The sequence below is a fragment of the Shewanella aegiceratis genome (genome assembly GCF_019457495.1).
Taxonomy (GTDB): Bacteria; Pseudomonadota; Gammaproteobacteria; order Enterobacterales; family Shewanellaceae; genus Shewanella; species Shewanella loihica.
On the sequence record NZ_CP080416.1, the window covers coordinates 3,672,798 to 3,691,693 of the forward strand.

Genomic DNA, 18,896 nt, shown 5'->3' on the forward strand with positions numbered 1-18,896 from the left:
TCAAACAGCTAAGGGGTTAGAGCCCCTTAGCTGACATCTTTTTCTTGGTTAATTTGGTCGGCAAGGTGTTGGCGGGATCGTCCGGCCACAGATGCTTAGGGTAACGTCCCTTCATCTCTTTCTTCACCTCGACATAGGGCCCGGCCCAGAAGTTGGCCAGATCGGCGGTCAGCGCCAGCGGTCGCATCGCCGGCGACAGCAGCTCCATGGTCACCACAAGTTGCCCCTGGGCCAGCCTGGGGCTCTCGGCCATGCCCAGCGCCTCCTGCAAACGCACGCTCAGCAGCGCCCGCCCCGACATCTCATATCGTATCGCCGCCCGAGTGCCCGTCTTCATGGGCCAATGGCTCGGCAGCGCCTCGTTTAATATCTGTTGTTGTCCCCACTCCATCTGGTTGTGGAGCAAGGTATAGAAATCCAGTCCCTTGAGCTGGGTCAGGCGGCGCACCCCGTCAAGATAGGGGCCGAGCCACTCAGGCAGCGTCGCGAGCAAGGCCTGATCACTCAGATCCGGCCAATCGCCTGCAAGAGCGAGCTTACTCGCCAGGGCGACGCGCAGGCGAAGCTGTTCCACCTTATCATCAAATCCCAGCAGGGAGATCCCCTTGGTGCGGATAAGCTGATAGATGGCCTGCTTGATCGTCTCTTCATCCAGGGTCGCCAGGGGGCGTTCACCCAATATGATAGCGCCGATGCGCCGCTGAGTTAACCCGTAAAAACGCGCCTTCTCCTCATCCCAGCCAGTCTCAACAACCGACTTCACCTGGCTGATCAGGGGGCCCTCAAACAGCGCGGCATCCAGCTTGGCCGCCAGCAGAATACGGCCGCTACTTTGGCCTTCACTCTCCTGAAAATCGGCGACCACCAGCCAGGGCTCGCCCTGCAAGGCATCGTCATCATTGAGGGCAACACCTGCGCCGCAGGCAAGCTGATACCCCTTGGCGCCCCGGGCCTTGGCGATGCGATCGGGAAAGGCCAGCGCCAGCAGGGTGGCGATATCCTGGTCGCGACTCTCACTGATGATCTTGGCTATCTGATTGCCTCGAGCGGCATTCATCCTGGCCAGATATTGCTGGGCCAGCTTGGCGACTTCGCCGCCTCTGGCATCGCTAAGATAACGGCTGATATCGGCGCCGCGTCTTGCCAGGGCGCGCGATTCCAGCAGCGCCGCCAGCACGGCGGCAAGGGGCAGATAATAAGGAGCATCAATGCCATCCATCTCTTTGGCGGCCAGCAGCATGTGGGCCAGACGCGGATGACAACCAAGCCGATAGGCGGCGCGGCCATGGGGCGTGATGCGCCTGTCGCCCTCCACCAGCGCCAAGGCTTGCAGCAGCTCCCAGGCTACCGTTTCGTTAGCCTCAGACGGGGGCGAGATCAGTGGCAGCGCATCGAGGGCATTCACGCCCCAAAATGCGCCATCCAGAACTGCGTTAGTTAAGTCGCCATGGAGGATTTCAGGTTCATCGGCCTTGAGCAGGCGCTCATGCTCCTGCTGCGGCCAGAGGCGAATACAGTGTCCCTCACTCAGACGACCGGCGCGGCCACTACGCTGGGCGGCCGACGACTGGCTGATCCGTTTGAGAGACAAGCGGCTCACCGCCGTCTTAGGATTGAAGCTGGCCTGACGCTTATAGCCGGCATCCACCACTAGGCGGATATCTTGGATGGTCAGGCTCGACTCTGCCACGTTGGTGGAGAGCACCAGCTTACGCATCCCAGGTGGTGGCGGCGCGATGGCGCTGTCTTGCTGTGCCGGCGGCAGGGCGCCATAAAGCGGCGTAATCAAAAACTGTTTAGAGTCGAGGCGCTCGGTTAATAGCGTCTGTAACCTTCGGATTTCTCGCTGGCCGGGCAGGAAGGCCAGCAATGAGCCCTCTTGATGCTCGGTCACCGCCTCGACGATCACCTTGGCCATGTGCAGCAGCCAATCCTGATGAGCAGCACTGGGTCGGTAACTCATGCTCACGGGAAAACTGCGCCCCTCGCTCACCAGGCTGGCCGCTTCAGGCATCAGGGTCTGTAACGGCAGGCCGTCCAGGGTCGCCGACATGGCGAGTATCTTAAGATCCTCACGAAACGAGGCCTGCACCTCCAGCGCCAGAGCCAGGCCGAGATCTGTGGTGAGGTGGCGCTCATGGATCTCATCGAAGATGATCAAGCTGTAGCCAGATAATTCAGGGTCTTGCTGGATCATCCGGGTTAATACGCCTTCGGTCACCACCTCGAGACGGGTCTTGGCGCTCACGCTCGACTCGCCGCGCACCCGAAAACCCACCGATTGGCCCACGGGCTCGCCCCGCCTGGCCGCAATAAAGTGCGCCACGCTGCGCGCCGCGATGCGTCTGGGCTCCAGCATCAAGATCTTACCCTCGATCTCAGGCCAGTCGAGCATGGCCAGGGGCAGCGCGGTCGACTTACCTGCGCCGGTCGGCGCCTGCAAGATCAGCAGGGCATTTTCCGCCAGCGTCCGCTGGATCTCGGGCAGGAGTGTCTGGATCGGGACTTGGTGAATTTCTTGAGTAGCTACTTGGTTCAAAGGGCGCATTCAATCGGCAACAACTGCCGACAGTTTACTAAAGATGAGGGCAAAGCTAAACAGACGAGTCCCCGCTTGGGGCTCGTCCCAGGTTAATATCTCTTAACCTTCCAGCACCCGATACCAGTGCAGGCCTTCGCCCGAGGTCAGTGAAGTGAGCGGCTCGGGACGCGCTATGCCGTAGCCCTGACCAAACTCGACGCCCAATTTTTGCAGATGTTTTGCCACCTCAACCGACTCGACAAACTCGGCCACTATCTCGAACGCCAGTTCGCGGCCCAGCTGGCAGATGGCGGCGACGATCGCCTGATCGGCGCGATCCTCGCACAGGTGTTGAATAAACTGGCCATCGATCTTCACATAATCCACGTCCAGCAGCTTAAGGTAGGCAAAGCTTGAGAAGCCAGAGCCGAAATCATCCAGCGCCAGCTTACAGCCCAAGGGCTTCACCGTTTTAATAAGCCCGGTGGCATGATCCAGCTGGCTCACCGCCGCCGTCTCGGTGATCTCGAAGCAGAGCTTACTCACCAGCTCGGGTTCGCCCAGCAGGCGCATCTCCAGCCAGTTGATAAACTCACTATCGCTGATAGAGAGGGCCGACAGGTTTACCGACACCATAGAAAGCGACTGCCACAACGCCAGGTTTTCACTGCCCCAGCGCAGCAGCTTGTCGATCACCCAGCGATCCAGCTTGGCCGCCAGGTTAAAGCGCTCGGCGGCGGGCAGGAAGATCCCGGGGGGAATAAGCTCGCCCTCGGTGGAGCGCATGCGAAGCAAGATCTCCAGATGCAAGCCGTCGTCACTGGCGCACAGTGGCTCTATGGGCTGGTAGAAGAGCTCGAACCTGTCGTTGGCCAAGGCGCCGACGATATCCACCGAGGCGCTCATCTCGGTATTGAGCTTCTCCACCACAGGATCTTGGGCGCTATAGAAGTACCAGGCGTTACCGCCCTTCTCCTTGGCGAGACGACAGGCGGCGCTGGCGCGGCGCAAGAGATCCGAGACAGAATCGACTTCGCTCTCACAGCGGGCCAGGCCCATGGAGACACTCACGCTATGGCTGCGCCCCTCCCAGCTAAATTCGTGGTTGGCCATCGCCTGACAGATACGCTCGGCCACCTGCTCGGCGATCTGCACATCGATATTGGGCATTAGTATGCCAAACTCATCACCGCTGAGGCGGGCGATCACATCCTCCTTGCGCACCAACTGACTCAGGCGGGCGGCGAGCTGACACAAGAGTTGATCGCCGGCCCTGTGACCGCTGACATTATTGACCACCTGGAATCTGTCTAAGTTGATGAACCCCACGAAGGTAGAGCGCTCGCACTCGCAGGGGTTGGCCAGATCATATAGGGCCTCAAAGTAGGCCCGATTGGGCAGTCCGGTGAGCGGGTCGAAATTGAGCGAAACGCTGTGCGCTTCGCTCTCCTGAACCGGCTCGCCCACTGGCTCCACCAGCATGAGGATGGGGCCGTCTTCGCCGGACAGGCAGAGGAAAGTCACCTTGGCCAGGGCATCATCGGGGGCGTATTTCAGTGGCACCTCACAGCTGGATTGCTCCAGCACCTGGTCTCGCACCAGCGCCATGGTGTCCAGCAGGCGTTTCTGCTCCCGCTTGGGTACCAGGGTCTCCACCTTCTGTAGCGTCTCCACATGCAGACTCTCGGCGGCGCTCTGGTTAAACCGTATCACCCTGTCATCGACGCCGATATGCACGCAGGGGATGGGCAGGCGATAGAGATGCTCGATACAGACCAGCTCGTTACTCTTGGCATTTAAGCGCTGGCGCGCCACCTCCTGAGCAAGGCCTAGCAAGCTGCCGGCCAGCAGCAGATTATGACGAATCGCCTCTGGCCAAACACCGTTGCAGTCGTAGCGATAGGCACCGAAGATATAGTGTCTCTCTCCGCCCACGGGCAGCAGCAGGACGCTGCGGATCTTGGCCTGATTCAGACGCAGGCGGCTGTCCTCGTCGTCGATAACGGAAGCTACATCTTCGACGATGGCAGGTTCACGCAGTGAGGTATAGGAGTGTAGATGACGGTTGTTAGCCACCCGGCTGAGCAGCATCTCGGCGTCGCGCTTGCTGAAGATAGAGGCATCGGACTGGTACATGGCTTCGATCTGCACCGGCAGACGTCCCTTGCCAATACGTAACAGAAACAGGCCATCACACTGATTGCTGGCGGCAAGTTGCTGCAGGATAAGTTGCAGCTCCTCTTCCAGATCGTGTTCGCATAAAAAAGCGAGCGTCTGCTCGAGCGATTGGGATCCCTGTTGCGTATCGGATGACATATACTATCTAGTCCTTAGATTGGCTAATCTGATACAAACACTGATTATAGTCAGAAATCATAGGATTACCCTATGGATTAAGTTGTAAAAGCTAGCTGAGAGTGACTATAGGTTATATTTCACTTTTTCGACGACATTAGCGAAATAAGTCGCTTTAAAATCAAGCCTGTAGAAAGCTCAACTCGTTGCATTTTTGTAACACACTTTAACCTTTTTCGGCAACCAGGGGATAGCCAATGAAACGACTCTTTCTCGCCATCGCCCCCGATGCGGGGCAGCTGGAGCAACTGACCCAGTTACAGGCGAGCTTAGACGGTGAGGGACGCCTAGTCCCCAGAGACAATCTGCACATGACGCTGGCCTTTCTCGGCCAGTGCAGCGAGGCGCAGCAGGAGGCGCTGAGCGAGTCCCTCGCCCGGCTCGCCCACCAACGTCGTCTGCCGGCATTTGAGGTGACACTCAACACCCTGGAGCATTGGGTTAAGCCCAAGATCCTCTGCCTCAAGGGCGCGGCGCGGGATCCCGGGCTTATCAGCCTGTTTAATCATTGTCAGCGTCTGGCCCAGCAGCTTGGGCTACACACCAGCGAGCACAGCTTCACGCCCCACATCACCCTGATGCGTAAGGCCAAGATGCTGCCCGAACTCAAGGCGCCCAGCCTCACCCTCAGCGGCCATGCCCTGCATCTGTATCACTCTCAGAGTAGCGAGCAGGGGGTGCAATATAAGGTATTGGCCTCCTGGCCACTCACGGCCCCCAAAGCATAAAAAAAACGCGCCAAATGGCGCGTTTTTCTCATTCACTACAGCTTAGTCCTGCAGCAACTCGGCGATGGTCAACACACCGTGGGCAGTTGCCCCAGCGGCCCACAGGCCGTTAGCCGTATCGGCGAAAGCCGAGGCGAGATCCATATGCAGCCATTGGGTGTCGTCTGACACGAAACGCCAAAGGAAACCGGCAGCATTTGAGGCGCCACCCGCGCCGCCGCCTTTAACAGGACGGCTGTTGGCGGTATCGGCATAGGCAGATGGGCACATCTCTTTGTGCCAAGGCTCAAGTGGCAGCGGCCATACCTGCTCAGCTACGGAGGATGCCTTTTCCTGAGTGCGGCTGATCAGTTCACGGCTCGGCGAGAAGATGGCGTTGAAGGAGGTGCCTACCGCCATCACGGCGGCACCGGTCAGGGTCGCGGCGTCGATCACCAAAGGTGCACCGGTTTCACAGGCGGCCTGCAGACCATCGGCCAGCACCAAACGTCCCTCGGCATCGGTATTGACCACCTCGACCGAGACACCATTCTTATAGGTGAGGATATCCCCCAGCTTATAGGCGCGGCCGCTGATCAGGTTCTCGGCGCAGCAGAGGAACAGCTTGATGCGCTTGTTCAGGCCAGACTTGATCGCCAGCCCCAGAGCCGCGGTCACGGTCGCCGCGCCGCCCATGTCGCACTTCATTCCCAGCATGCCTTCGGATGCCTTGATGCTGTAACCGCCCGAATCGAAGGTGATCCCTTTACCCACCAAGGCCGCCGACACAGGGGCGTCTTCGCCCAGCGGGTTATAGTCCAGCTCCAGCAGCGCAGGTGGACGCTCGCTGCCACGACCGACAGAATGAATGCCGATCCACTTCTCCTCCAGCAGGGCTTCCCCTTCGATGATGCGGTAGCTCACCTTGTCGCCGCCCACTTTGGTCAGCCACTGGGCCGCCTGGTTAGCCAGGGTCACTGGGGCGAGGTTTTCAGGGGTTTCATTGATCAACTGTCTGGCGAAGGCCGCGCTGTCGCGTCTGTCATCCAGCACCTTCTTGACGGCATCGTCGCCGGTCCAGACTATCTTGCCAATCTGCTTGGCGGTAGCGAACCCCTGGGCGAAGGCCCACTGAGTGTGAAGATCCCAGAGCGCGCCCTCGAGCGCCACCTCATTGATCCCCTGACCACGTAGCTTACGCGCCGCCTGCTGTACCTGGCGTAGCTGATCCCCCGCCTGCAGATGGATATTGGCCTGGCCCGCCGTAAAGGTCACATCTGCGCTGCCCCAATGGGCCGCAGGGGCGTCCTCGGTCAGATAAATCTTCATCACGTCGCTCATAATTGTTCCTTGTCAGTACAGAGAGTGGCGAGGCCTTAGGGCCTGCCTAATAATGCAGCCAAGTATAACGCCAATCCCCCTGCTTTATCTAACCCCCTCACGCTTATCCCTAAGGAAGGGGCATGGCAGGAGAAGGTTACAGGAACGACTTCAGGTCGCCGCGACAGCGCGCCGCCTAATAAGGTAGAATCTTTTCGCTCTAAATGGACGCCCAAGCAGGTGACTCAAGATAGCCGCTCAGGGTGTGATCGCAGGCTCAGCCCCTAAAACGCAAAAACCTAAAAAACCTAAGGCGCAATAACCTTGAGGCGCAAAACCCTCGCATCAATATAAGTAGAACAACAAGGTCGACAAGATGATTTTTACCCCCCCATTCGAACAGGGAAAGTTACTCAGACGCTACAAGCGCTTCCTCGCCGACGTACTGCTAGATGACGGCACGGAAATCACCATCCACTGCCCCAACACGGGCTCGATGCGCAACTGCCTGTTTCCCGGCGAGCGGGTCTGGTTCTCTACCTCAGATAATCCCAAGCGCAAGTATGCCCACACCTGGGAACAGGCAGCCTCGAATGAGGGGCACATCATAGGGATCAACACGGGACGAGCCAACGCCCTGGCGGCCGAGGCGATAGAAGCTGGGGTGATAAGCGAGCTGACCGGCTACGACCGCCTGCGCCGGGAAGTTAAATATGGCAGCGAGAACAGCCGTATCGATCTGCTGCTCGAGAGCGAGGATAAACCCGCCTGCTATATAGAAGTCAAAAGTTGTACCTTATTAGAGCAGAGCCAGGGATACTTCCCCGATGCGGTGACTACCCGAGGCCAGAAACACCTGCGCGAACTGATGGAGATGGTCAAGCAGGGTCACAGGGCGGTGCTTTTATTTGTGGTGCAACATACTGGGATAACCACGGTGGCAGCGGCCCGCCATATCGACCCTGAGTACGCCGAACTGCTGACTCAGGCACACCAAACCGGGGTGGAAATTCTCGCCTACAGCTGCGAACTCTCCCCCAGTGCCGCCAAGCTGATTAAATCCTGCCCTGTCAAGTTGTAAATAGACGGTAAAAGTTGAATTAATGCGTAATAGAGGACATAGTCAAAAGATAAACTCATGGCAGCTTAAAAAATTTGCGTGGTATATCAGATTCTGATATAGATATCGGCCTTTAATAAAAGACGCCCTACAACGCAAATGATTAACAGGAGATGCGTTATGCCTGAAGGCACTAAAAAACTTGGCGTGCTCGCTATCGCAGGTGTAGATCCTTACCAGGAAAAACCGGGTGAGGAATATATGAATACCGCTCAACTGGGTCACTTCAAAAAGATTCTCGATGCTTGGCGTAGTCAGCTCCGTGAAGAAGTGGATCGCACCCTGAATCATATGCAAGATGAAGCGGCTAACTTCCCAGACCCTGTCGACCGTGCGGCTCAGGAAGAGGAGTTCAGTCTTGAACTACGCGCCCGTGACAGAGAGCGTAAGCTGATCAAGAAGATTGAAAAGACATTGCAGAAGATCGAAGACGACGATTTCGGTTTCTGTGATTCATGCGGTATCGAAATCGGTATCCGCCGTCTCGAAGCCCGTCCAACGGCCGACCTGTGTATCGACTGTAAGACGCTCGCCGAGATCAAAGAGAAACAGATGGCCGGTTAAGCTGGCGAGAAGCGGGGCTTAGCCCCGCTTTTTTGTATCCAGTCGCCCCGATGAGCGACATAGCAAGTGTGAACAAAGGTTTTGCCGTGATCCCCCAAGCAGACCCCTCCCTCTCCCCCGATAACCCAATGCAAATCGACAAGCCCTATGTCGGCCGTTTCGCGCCCTCGCCCTCCGGGCCGCTGCACTTTGGCTCGCTCATCGCCGCGCTGGGCAGCTATCTGCGTGCCCGCGCCGAGCAGGGACAATGGCTGGTGCGCATCGAAGATATCGATCCCCCCAGAGAGGTAAAAGGTGCCAGCGACCTCATCCTCAAGACCCTGGAGGCCTACGGCCTACATTGGGACGGCGCTGTGCTCTACCAGAGCAGCCGCCTGGATGATTATCAGGCGCGGCTCGACAGCCTGCTGGCAGAGGATAAGGCCTACTACTGCCAATGCACCCGCAAGCAGATCCAGGCGATGGGCGGCACCTACGATGGCCGCTGCGCGACCCGCACAGCTAAACATACAGCAGGCGCTATTCGCATCCGTAACACGCTTGCCATAGATCATTTCGATGACGAGCTGCTGGGGCCTATCCAGGTCGAGCCTGAGTTTGCCGCCGAGGACTTTATTATCAAGCGGCGCGACGGCCTCTACGCTTATCAACTGGCCGTGGTGATGGACGATGCCTTTCAGGGGATAACTGAGGTAGTGCGCGGCGCCGACCTGCTCACCTCCAGCGCCCGCCAGGCGACCCTGTTTAATTTATTCGATGACAGCTCGCCTAAGTGGCTTCACCTGCCGCTGGCGTGCGCCGAGCCTGGGATGAAACTCTCGAAGCAGAATCACGCCCCGGCCATAGATCTTAATGCGCCCCAGGCCAGTATCAACGCCGCGCTCGCCTTCCTGGGGCAGGCCCCCTGCGAACCAGACAGCGTAGAGACCATGCTGGTCCAGGCCGTGAGCCAGTTTGAATTGAGCCGTATCCCGCGCCAGCAGGAGATCATACTTACGCCGTGCGCTTAAGCCCCGTAAAAGCATAAACCTAGCCGCCGTCACGAAACCCGGCCAGACGAGCAGAGTCCGGGTATACTCTTTGACCCATAATTGAGTTATGATAGCGGCCTAATTTTAACCCTGACTCAAGATCCAAGTTCGAGGTGTCCTATTTTTCGCCGTATTAGTCAATTCTGTAAGCAGCTTTTTGAAGACAATCAAAACACCACAGAAACCACACCAGCGGGACTAAGCCTAGAGATAGTTGCACGTAAACATCATGCAATCTCTCGCCAGCACATTAGCGAAAACGCTATTAAGGTACTCTATCGTCTGCACAAATCTGGCTTTAAGGCCTATTTGGTGGGCGGCGGCGTGCGCGACATCCTCCTAGGACTCGAGCCCAAGGATTTCGACGTGGTCACCAATGCCACGCCGGAAGAGATCAAAAAGCTATTTCGTAACTGCCGCCTGGTAGGGCGCAGATTCCGTCTGGCCCATATCGTCTTCGGCCGCGACGTCATCGAAGTCGCCACCCTGAGGGGACACCATGTAGACAGCGGCGAGAAGATCTCTAAAGTCAACGCCGAGGGTCGCCTGCTGCGCGACAACGTCTACGGCACCATAGATGAAGACGCCGAGCGCCGCGACTTTACCGTCAACGCCCTCTACTACGACATCAGCGACTTTTCCATCCACAGCTATGGTGGCGGCCTGCAGGATCTCGAGTCTCGCACTCTGCGTCTGATCGGCGACCCGCAGAAACGCTACCGCGAAGATCCCGTGCGCATGCTGCGCGCCGTACGCTTCGCCACTAAGCTGGGGATGAGCATAGACAAGGCCGCGGCGCAGCCGATCCCCGAGCTGGCGCCCCTGCTAAAAGATATCCCTGCCGCCCGTATGTATGAAGAGGTGCTCAAGCTCTTCTTCGCCGGTCAGGCCCAAAACAACTACGTCATGATGCGTGACTTTGGCCTGTTCGCTCCTCTCTTTCCCCTGGTGGATAACCTGCTGGAGGAAGATCCTAAGGGACCGAGCCACAAGATGGTCAAGGCGATCATGCGCAACACAGACGAGCGGGTTGAGCAAGATAAGTCGGTCACTCCGGCCTTCTTCTACGCCGCCATGCTCTGGTACCCCCTCAGCCAGCGTGCCGATGATATCGCCCTGGAGAGTGGCCTGAGCCAATATGACGCCTTCTACGCCGCCATGGGCGATGTGATGGAACAGCAATGCCGCACCATCAGCATTCCCCGTCGCTTCAGCACCCCGGCCAAGGATATTTGGCAGCTGCAACTGAGGTTCGAACGCAACCAGGGCACACGTGCCTTCAAGTTTATCGAACATCCTAAGTTCCGCGCCGCCTATGATCTGCTACTGCTGAGGGCCGAAGCCGAGAGTGGTAACCTGGCCAAGACGGCCGCCTGGTGGAAGAGCTTCGTCGAAGGTAGCGAAGAGCAGCGCAGCGTCATCGCCCGCAGCACCAACAAGGGTAGCCGCAGCCGCAACAATCGCCGTCGTCGCAGCCCGAAGAAGACACCTAAAGCCGAATAATGAACACCGTCTATGTCGCACTGGGGGCCAATCTCGCGTCCCCTAAAGCCCAACTGGATCAGGCCTGTCAGGCACTGAAGGCCTTGGCAAGCGACGGACAACTAAGCGTCTCCCCCTATTACCAAAGCGCCCCCATGGGTGATGTGCCGCAGCCCGACTACCTCAATGCCGTGGCTCGCTTTACCACCACCCTCGCCCCACTTGCGCTGCTTGATGCCCTACAGGCGATCGAGAACGAACAGGGTCGGGTGCGTGAGGTACGCTGGGGCGCCAGAACCTTAGATCTGGACCTGCTCCTCTATGGCGACTGGCAACTGGATATCCCGCGTCTTCAGGTGCCGCACTACGGCATGAAGACCCGCAGCTTCGTGTTGCTGCCCCTATTGGATCTGGCCCCAGATCTCATTCTCCCCTGCGGCACCAAGCTGACTTCACTGATCACCGAGGAACTTAAGAGACAAGTTCAACAACTCGGCCCGGATCATTGAACTTAAGCCCCAGTTAGCTTATAAAGCACACTACTGCTAAAGCTCACTACAGCCCAAGCAGAACTCTTTTTTAAATCAAAGTTAAGACCAGCATTATGTCTAAGATAACCAGCTCTACCCTGCTGAAATTCAAGCAGGAAGGTAAGAAGTTCACTGCACTCACCGCCTATGATGCCAGCTTTGCGGGCGCCTTCGACAGCGAAGGGATCGACGTCCTACTGGTGGGCGACTCGTTAGGCATGGTATTGCAAGGACACGACGACACCCTGCCGGTCACAGTCGAAGATATCGCCTACCATACGCGCTGCGTTCGCCGTGGCATCAAGCGTTCACTGCTGATCGCCGACATGCCTTTCATGAGCTACGCCACGCCAGAGCAGGCAATGACCAATGCCACCGCCCTGATGCAGGCCGGTGCCAACATGGTGAAACTCGAAGGCGGTCACTGGCTGCTGGAAACCGTCACTAAGCTGACCGAGCGCGGCGTTCCCGTGTGTGCCCACCTGGGACTCACCCCGCAATCTGTGCATGTCTTCGGCGGCTTCAAGGTACAGGGCCGTGACGCCGACAACGCCCAGCGCATCATAGATGAGGCCAAGGCGATCGAGGCGGCAGGTGCCCAGCTATTGGTGGTCGAGTGTATTCCGGCTGCGCTGGCCAAAAGCATCACAGAAGCCCTGACCATTCCGGTTATCGGTATCGGCGCAGGCGCAGACACCGACGGCCAGATCCTGGTGATGCACGACGTGCTGGGGATCTCCAGCGGCTATATTCCGCGCTTCTCGAAGAACTACCTGGCCCAGACCGGCGAGATCCGCAGCGCCATTCGCGCCTATATCGAAGAGGTCGACACTGGCGTCTTCCCCGCCGCCGAGCATACATTTAGCTAAGAAAGGTTGCTGTAACATGTACACCACCCAAGATATCGCCGCGATCCGCGCCCAGGTGCGCCAGTGGAAACAGGCCGGCGAGACAGTGGCATTCGTGCCCACCATGGGCAATCTGCACCAGGGTCATATCACCCTGGTCACCGAGGCGCTGAAACGTGCCGATCACGTGGTGGTCTCCATCTTCGTTAACCCGATGCAATTTGGGCAGAACGAAGATCTGGACGCCTACCCACGCACCCTGGCCGCCGATCAGGCCGCCCTAGAGGCCGCCGGCGCCGAGCTGCTGTTCACCCCGACACCTGCCATCATCTATCCCAAGGGGATGGATAAGCAGACCTTTGTCGAGGTGCCAGGCCTGTCGGAAGAGCTTTGCGGCGCCAGCCGTCCAGGGCACTTTCGCGGCGTCACCACCATAGTCTGCAAGCTGTTCAATATCGTACAGCCGGATGTGGCCCTGTTCGGTAAGAAAGATTTTCAGCAGCTGATGGTGATCAAGGCCATGGTGGAAGATCTGTCTCTGCCAATTGAAATTATCGGCGTCGATACCATACGCGAAAGCTCTGGCCTGGCCATGAGTTCACGCAACGGCTACCTGAGCGAGGCGCAGAAGCAGCAGGCGGCTCAGCTCAAGCGTACCCTGGATGAGATGGCCGAGGCGATCGCCCAGGGTCAAGCGATCCCTAATGTAGTGCAGCACGCTCAGGAACAGTTGCACCAGGCTGGGTTTAAGCCAGATTATCTGTCGGTGCGTAACGCCGCCGATCTGCGTGAAGCCCAGGATAGCGATAAACAGCTGGTGATCCTGGCCGCCGCCTTTATGGGCAGCACCCGCCTGATCGACAACCTGAGTTTCGAACGCGCTTAAGCCCTGCACGTCCGAATTTAGGGCGTCCTTAAGCCTGGAAAGCTCTTAAACTTAGCGCGTCTTTAACCTCTAATTTCGCTTCTCTGGCCCAATGCCTGGGAAGCGATTTTTCATTTTAGGCTCACTTTTTACTCAGCGCTTTCTCTAAAAACTGCTCCCAAAACTGCCCCAAAACAACTCAAAATGAGGTCAGTTTGATCATCTAAGTCCTTGGTCATGCACCAATTCTGATCGGCCAATCGGTCGAAAATGCCGCGAGTTTCAGAAATAAAATTACTTATCTGAGCGAAAGCCAATAAAGTGACCTGGATCCAGATCACCTGCATTTCATTTACATGCATTTCAAACGAATTGGCATCCATTCTGGCTAACTTACTGAAATTAATTGGTAATACCTATTTACCAAAAATAGCGAGCTCCTACAGGCGCTCAACAAGGTGATCTGGATCACCAAGGGCAATTTTCCATCGCTAACTGATTAGATTCTAAACTGAAATTATCCGATCAGATATTTCCACTTTTGAGACCTAATTAGAGCAATTACTCTTAGTAAAATCCCATTTCTAGCTAAAAATCGTCATATTTCTTTCAAATAGTTATAACGGCCCGCTCCCACCAGTGATAGAGATCACACTTTAGGTTTAACTGGTCAGACAAAGTTCACACCCATCTAACCCCATCTCACATAATCAGCACATAATGATCTAGATCATATTTGCATTTGGTGAATTAGCGTTTATTACGCATCAAGGATGAAACGATTCCATTTGGGAATAGCTTCCGACAACACAGGATGCTGCATCGGACGAGTCAGCATCGACAACAACTAAAATAACCAAGTAACGACAGTAAGAGGCAATCATGACCCTACTTCAACTACTCGCCAGTTTGACGCCTGTAATCAGCGTTATGCTATTTTTGGTGCTACTCAAGATGCCCGCATCTCGCGCCATGCCCATCTCTATGGTAATGACAGGTCTTGCCGCCGTCTTTATCTGGCAGATGGATACCACTATCTTAGGTGCCTCTGTGGTCGAAGGCCTACTCTCGGCCCTGACCCCACTGAGCATCATCTTCGGCGCCGTGTTCCTGCTGAACACCCTGAAGTACTCGGGTGCCATGGACACCATCCGCGCCGGCTTTACCAACATCAGTGGTGATGCCCGCGTGCAGGTGATCATCATCTGTTGGTTATTTGGTTCATTTATCGAAGGCTCTGCCGGTTTCGGTACTCCAGCCGCCATCGGCGCGCCGCTGCTGGTACTGCTAGGTGTGCCGCCTGTGGCTGCCGCCGTAGTTGCCCTGATCGCCGACTCTACCAGCGTCTCCTTCGGCGCCATCGGCCTGCCAGTTCTGTTCGGTATGGAGCAGGGTCTGATGCAAGGTGGTGTGAGCATGGCTGCCGACCAGATCGCCCAGCACGGCACCAGCTTCGCCGACTATGCCCAGTTTATCGCCCTGCACATGATCACTATCGATCTGGTGACTGGTACCCTGATCCCGCTGGTTCTCGTCTCTGTACTCACCGGCTTCTTCGGCCGCAACAAGTCCTTCAAAGAGGGTCTGGCGATCTGGAAATTTGCCCTGTTCGCCGGCTTAGCCTTTACCGTACCGGCATGGCTTATCAACTACTTCGCCGGTCCAGAGTTCCCATCGGTTATCGGCTCTCTGGTTGGTATGGCGCTGGTGATTCCAGTGGCACGCAAAGGCTTGCTACTGCCTAAGACTCCTTGGAACGATTTCGCCGAAAACGACAACCAGACTCAGGCTAAGGTAGAAACCAAGGCGCAGTTCTCTCAGGTTGCCGCCTGGACCCCTTACATCATCATGGCGGGCCTGCTGGTACTGTCTCGCACCGTGGCGCCACTCAAGGCCTGGCTCACCAGCTTCAACATCAGCTGGACTAATCTGCTGGGCACTGAGCTGAAAGCCGGTTTCGCGACCCTGTACGCGCCTGGCGCCTTCTTCGTGCTGGTGTGTATCCTGGGCTTCGTGCTGTTTAAGATGAAATCGCCAGCCATCAAGGAGTCGATCACCGTCTCTTGCAAGTCTATGCTGCCGACCATCATCTCCCTGGGCGCCTCTGTGCCTATGGTGAAGATCTTCCTTAACTCTGGCACCAACGAGGCGGGCCTGCAGTCTATGCCGGTTGCCCTGGCCGATATGCTGGCTGGCTCTATGGGCGCCATCTGGGCCTGGATGTCACCGATTGTGGGTATCTTCGGTGCCTTCCTGTCGGGCTCAGCCACCTTCTCTAACATGATGTTCTCAGGCCTGCAGTACAGCGTGGCCGACAACATCGGCATGAACCACGCGTTAGTCCTGGCCCTACAAGGCATTGGTGCCAACGCAGGTAACATGATGTGTGTCATGAACGTGGTCGCCGCCGCTACCGTGGTGGGTATGGCTGGCCGTGAATCAGAAATTATCCGTAAAACCATGCCCGTCGCTCTGGGTTATGCCTTGATTGCAGGTACTATCGCTACCCTTTGGGGCGGTCTATAACAGATAACTCGAGATAGGCGGACGTGATGAACCCGCCTTTCTGTGGGTCGAATTAAAGAGTAATGTTATGTCGATTAATTATTCAGCAGTAGTCGCAGATTTACGCGCCAAACTCGGTGATGAAGCCGTCTCAGACGATGCAGTGCGTCGTTTCGCCTGGTCCACCGACGCCAGTTACTTCCGTATCGTGCCAGAGGTGGTAGTACACGCCGAGACTCTGGAAGATGCCCGTGACACACTCGAAGTCGCGCGCCAGCACAATGCCCCAGTGACCTTCCGCGCCGCCGGCACCAGCCTCTCAGGCCAGGCCATCGGCGAAGGTATCTTGTTGATCCTAGGTCACGACGGCTTCAGAAAGATAGCCGTCAGCGAGGATCACAACCAGATCTCACTCGGCGCGGCCGTTATCGGTGGCGACGCCAACCTGGCGCTTAAGCCATTCAACAAGAAGATTGGCCCGGATCCGGCCACCCTAGCCTCGGCCATGGTAGGCGGTATCGTCTCTAACAACGCCTCGGGCATGTGCTGCGGCACGGCCCAGAACAGCTACCAGACCATCGCCTCGGCCAAGCTTCTCTTCGCCGACGGTACCCGTCTGGACACAGGCTGTGAGCGCTCAAAAGAAGCGTTTCGCGAGTCTCACCAGCAGCTGCTTAGCGAGCTGACCGATCTCGCCAAGCTCACCGCCAGCAACCCGGTACTGGCCGATCGCATTCGCAAGAAATACTCCATCAAGAACACCACTGGCTACAGCATTAACGCCCTGGTGGACTTCGAGGATCCGTTCGAGCTGATCAATCACCTGATCGTCGGCGCCGAGGGCACCCTGGCCTTCGTCGAAGAGGTGACCTACAACACGGTCGATGAGGCCAAGTTCAAGGCCTCGGCCATGGCGGTATTCTTCAACATGGAAGATGCGGCCCGCGCCATTCCGCCAATCAAATGCGACAGCGTCGCGGCCGCCGAGCTGCTGGACTGGGCGTCGATCAAGGCGGTCACCGGCAAGAAAGGGATGCCAGACTGGCTGAGCGAGCTGCCAGAAGGCGCCGCCATCCTGCTTATCGAATCCCGTGCCAACGACGAGGCGACCCTGGATGCCTACACCCAGGATGTGATCGCCAAGCTGGCCCACATCGAAACCGAGCGTCCTATCAGCTTCAGCCGTGACCCCGAGGTCTACAGCAAGTACTGGGCGATGCGCTCTGGCCTCTTCCCTATCATTGGCGGCGAGCGTCCGAAGGGCACCTCGGTGATCATCGAAGACGTGGCCTTCGAGCTGGAACACCTGGCCAATGCGGCGACCGATTTGACCGCCCTGTTCCACAAGCATGGCTACCCTGAAGGGGTGATCTACGGCCACGCGCTGGCGGGTAACTTCCACTTCATCATCACGCCGACCTTCGCCTCACAGGAAGATATCGACCGCTTCCACGGCTTCATGCAAGACGTGGCCGAGATGGTGATCAACAAGTATGACGGCTCCATGAAGGCCGAGCACGGCACAGGCCGCGCGGTAGCACCATTCGTCGAGATGGAATGGGGCGCCGATGCCTACACCCTGATGAAGCGCATCAAGCAGATCTTCGATCCCCAAGGCCTGCTTAACCCTGGCGTTATCCTCAACGACGACGCCAACGTGCACGTCAAGAACATCAAGCCATGCCCTGTGGTCGACGACTTTGTGGACAGATGTATCGAGTGTGGCTTCTGTGAGAAGACCTGCCCGACCTCGGCGCTTAACTTCACTCCGCGTCAGCGTATCGCGACTCTGCGTGAAATCGCCCGCCTGGAGGCCTCTGGCGACAAGCAAGCCGCCGAAGAGATGCGCGCTGCGGCCAAATATGACGTGGTCGACACCTGCGCCGCCTGTCAGCTCTGTACCATCGCCTGTCCGGTAGACAACAGCATGGGTCAGCTGGTACGTAAGCTGAGAACCCCATACATCACCACCACAGAGCAGAAGGTACTGGACTTCCAGGCCAAACACTTCGGCGCCGTCAACCAGGTGATCAGCACAGGCTTCGACGTGCTCAACATCATCCACAAGGTCACAGGCGACAGCGTTACCAACGGCCTGATGAAGGTGGGCCGCATGGTGTCCAAAGAGGTGCCTTACTGGAACCCAGATTTCGCCAAGGGCGGCAAGCTGCCTAAGCCAAGCCCAGCCTCGCCAGACAAGGAGACTGTGGTCTACTTCCCGGCCTGTGGTGGTCGCACCTTCGGCCCGACGCCGAAAGATCCCGACAACCGCACCCTGCCAGAAGTGGTAGTCACCCTGCTGGAGCGCGCCGGTTACAACGTGGTCACTCCGGATAACACCCGTCACCTGTGCTGCGGCCAGATGTGGGAATCTAAAGGTGACTTCAAGAACGCCGACGCCAAGCGTGACGAGCTGATCGACGCCCTGAGCGCCCTGAGCGACAACGGCAAGGTGCCAGTAGTGGTAGATGCCCTCTCCTGTACCTACCGCACACTGACAGGTAACCCTAAGGTGGAGATCACCGATCTGGTCGAGTTCATGCACGACAAGATCTTGCCTAAGCTGACCTTTACCAAGAAGGTCAACGTCGCACTGCACCTTGGCTGTAGCGCCCGCAAGATGAAGCTTGAGCCTAAGATGCAGGCCCTGGCCGATGCCTGTAGTAACGGCGTTAAGCTGCCAGAGGGGATCGAGTGTTGTGGTTACGCCGGCGAGAAGGGCTTGTATAAGCCTGAGATCAACGCCAGCGCCCTGCGCAACATCAAGAAGCTGATCCCGGTCGATATCAAGGAGGGCTACTACGCCAACCGCATGTGTGAAGTGGGTCTGACCCAGCACAGCGGCATCTCCTATCGCCACCTGGCCTATCTGCTGGAAGAATGCAGCCGCTAGGCAACCGATTTAAGGTTTAGATAACCCCACCCAAGCAAACTCCGCGGTGTGACATCAGCTCACATCGCGGTTTTTTATCTCTGCCCTCCCCGCATTCGAGTACAAATCACCTTACTCATACAACCTAAGTCATGCAAAATACTGGTGTTATTCCA

At 57.2% G+C, this 18,896-nt stretch carries 14 protein-coding genes; 10 read left to right on the forward strand and 4 right to left on the reverse strand.

What is annotated here, in order from left to right; all coding sequences use genetic code 11:
* Positions 1–16 precede the first annotated feature (16 nt).
* Positions 17–2,548 carry an ATP-dependent helicase HrpB gene (hrpB, locus tag K0H80_RS16015; RefSeq protein ID WP_220072236.1) on the reverse strand — a complete coding sequence of 844 codons (2,532 nt, stop codon included), beginning with the start codon at positions 2,546–2,548 and terminating at the stop codon, positions 17–19.
* A 93-nt stretch (positions 2,549–2,641) separates the two neighbouring features.
* Positions 2,642–4,837, reverse strand: a complete 2,196-nt coding sequence (locus K0H80_RS16020) for a putative bifunctional diguanylate cyclase/phosphodiesterase (protein WP_220072237.1) — start codon at positions 4,835–4,837, stop codon at positions 2,642–2,644.
* A gap of 236 nt (positions 4,838–5,073) precedes the next feature.
* Between K0H80_RS16020 and thpR the strand changes: the two genes are divergently transcribed.
* Entirely contained in the window at positions 5,074–5,604 is a 531-nt protein-coding gene (thpR, locus tag K0H80_RS16025) for an RNA 2',3'-cyclic phosphodiesterase (protein WP_220072238.1), read from the forward strand.
* 42 nt (positions 5,605–5,646) lie between these two features.
* Here thpR and pepB read toward each other — a convergent pair whose 3' ends face one another.
* Positions 5,647–6,924, reverse strand: a complete 1,278-nt coding sequence (pepB, locus tag K0H80_RS16030) for an aminopeptidase PepB (protein WP_220072239.1) — start codon at positions 6,922–6,924, stop codon at positions 5,647–5,649.
* A 355-nt stretch (positions 6,925–7,279) separates the two neighbouring features.
* On the opposite strand from pepB, the gene sfsA reads away from it, so the two are divergent.
* From sfsA to panC, 7 genes are all read left to right on the forward strand, one after another.
* Positions 7,280–7,984 carry a DNA/RNA nuclease SfsA gene (gene sfsA, locus K0H80_RS16035; protein ID WP_220072240.1) on the forward strand — a complete coding sequence of 235 codons (705 nt, stop codon included), beginning with the start codon at positions 7,280–7,282 and terminating at the stop codon, positions 7,982–7,984.
* A gap of 159 nt (positions 7,985–8,143) precedes the next feature.
* Complete coding sequence (gene dksA, locus K0H80_RS16040; RefSeq protein ID WP_011866925.1) at positions 8,144–8,587, forward strand: RNA polymerase-binding protein DksA; 444 nt, start codon at positions 8,144–8,146, stop codon at positions 8,585–8,587.
* A gap of 128 nt (positions 8,588–8,715) precedes the next feature.
* On the forward strand, positions 8,716–9,597 hold the full coding sequence (gene gluQRS, locus K0H80_RS16045) for a tRNA glutamyl-Q(34) synthetase GluQRS (protein WP_220074011.1): 882 nt from the start codon (positions 8,716–8,718) through the stop codon (positions 9,595–9,597).
* Between the two features lie 81 nt (positions 9,598–9,678).
* Positions 9,679–11,121: a polynucleotide adenylyltransferase PcnB gene (gene pcnB, locus K0H80_RS16050; RefSeq protein ID WP_220072241.1), complete on the forward strand. Its 1,443-nt coding sequence runs from the start codon at positions 9,679–9,681 to the stop codon at positions 11,119–11,121.
* Positions 11,121–11,609: a 2-amino-4-hydroxy-6-hydroxymethyldihydropteridine diphosphokinase gene (folK, locus tag K0H80_RS16055; protein WP_144202083.1), complete on the forward strand. Its 489-nt coding sequence runs from the start codon at positions 11,121–11,123 to the stop codon at positions 11,607–11,609. The genes pcnB and folK overlap by 1 nt, the downstream gene beginning before the upstream one ends.
* Before the next feature lie 95 nt (positions 11,610–11,704).
* On the forward strand, positions 11,705–12,499 hold the full coding sequence (gene panB, locus K0H80_RS16060; protein ID WP_220072242.1) for a 3-methyl-2-oxobutanoate hydroxymethyltransferase: 795 nt from the start codon (positions 11,705–11,707) through the stop codon (positions 12,497–12,499).
* A gap of 16 nt (positions 12,500–12,515) precedes the next feature.
* Positions 12,516–13,364 carry a pantoate--beta-alanine ligase gene (panC, locus tag K0H80_RS16065; RefSeq protein WP_220072243.1) on the forward strand — a complete coding sequence of 283 codons (849 nt, stop codon included), beginning with the start codon at positions 12,516–12,518 and terminating at the stop codon, positions 13,362–13,364.
* Between the two features lie 128 nt (positions 13,365–13,492).
* On the opposite strand, the gene K0H80_RS16070 is transcribed toward panC, so the two are convergent.
* Positions 13,493–13,726 carry a hypothetical protein gene (locus K0H80_RS16070; RefSeq protein ID WP_220072244.1) on the reverse strand — a complete coding sequence of 78 codons (234 nt, stop codon included), beginning with the start codon at positions 13,724–13,726 and terminating at the stop codon, positions 13,493–13,495.
* A 499-nt stretch (positions 13,727–14,225) separates the two neighbouring features.
* Between K0H80_RS16070 and K0H80_RS16075 the strand changes: the two genes are divergently transcribed.
* Positions 14,226–15,869 carry an L-lactate permease gene (locus K0H80_RS16075; protein WP_011866931.1) on the forward strand — a complete coding sequence of 548 codons (1,644 nt, stop codon included), beginning with the start codon at positions 14,226–14,228 and terminating at the stop codon, positions 15,867–15,869.
* A gap of 67 nt (positions 15,870–15,936) precedes the next feature.
* Complete coding sequence (locus tag K0H80_RS16080) at positions 15,937–18,741, forward strand: FAD-binding and (Fe-S)-binding domain-containing protein (RefSeq protein WP_220043292.1); 2,805 nt, start codon at positions 15,937–15,939, stop codon at positions 18,739–18,741.
* The last annotated feature ends 155 nt before the right edge of the window (positions 18,742–18,896 follow it).

Bases quoted from the DNA above. Each gene is read 5' to 3' on its own strand.
- folK (WP_144202083.1), top strand. From the start codon at position 11,121: ATGAACACCGTCTATGTCGCACTGGGGGCCAATCTCGCGTCCCCTAAA.
- K0H80_RS16080 (WP_220043292.1), top strand. From the start codon at position 15,937: ATGTCGATTAATTATTCAGCAGTAGTCGCAGATTTACGCGCCAAACTC.
- panB (WP_220072242.1), top strand. From the start codon at position 11,705: ATGTCTAAGATAACCAGCTCTACCCTGCTGAAATTCAAGCAGGAAGGT.
- K0H80_RS16075 (WP_011866931.1), top strand. From the start codon at position 14,226: ATGACCCTACTTCAACTACTCGCCAGTTTGACGCCTGTAATCAGCGTT.
- K0H80_RS16070 (WP_220072244.1), bottom strand. From the start codon at position 13,726: ATGGATGCCAATTCGTTTGAAATGCATGTAAATGAAATGCAGGTGATC.
- panC (WP_220072243.1), top strand. From the start codon at position 12,516: ATGTACACCACCCAAGATATCGCCGCGATCCGCGCCCAGGTGCGCCAG.
- gluQRS (WP_220074011.1), top strand. From the start codon at position 8,716: ATGCAAATCGACAAGCCCTATGTCGGCCGTTTCGCGCCCTCGCCCTCC.
- K0H80_RS16020 (WP_220072237.1), bottom strand. From the start codon at position 4,837: ATGTCATCCGATACGCAACAGGGATCCCAATCGCTCGAGCAGACGCTC.
- thpR (WP_220072238.1), top strand. From the start codon at position 5,074: ATGAAACGACTCTTTCTCGCCATCGCCCCCGATGCGGGGCAGCTGGAG.
- hrpB (WP_220072236.1), bottom strand. From the start codon at position 2,548: ATGCGCCCTTTGAACCAAGTAGCTACTCAAGAAATTCACCAAGTCCCG.
- dksA (WP_011866925.1), top strand. From the start codon at position 8,144: ATGCCTGAAGGCACTAAAAAACTTGGCGTGCTCGCTATCGCAGGTGTA.
- sfsA (WP_220072240.1), top strand. From the start codon at position 7,280: ATGATTTTTACCCCCCCATTCGAACAGGGAAAGTTACTCAGACGCTAC.
- pepB (WP_220072239.1), bottom strand. From the start codon at position 6,924: ATGAGCGACGTGATGAAGATTTATCTGACCGAGGACGCCCCTGCGGCC.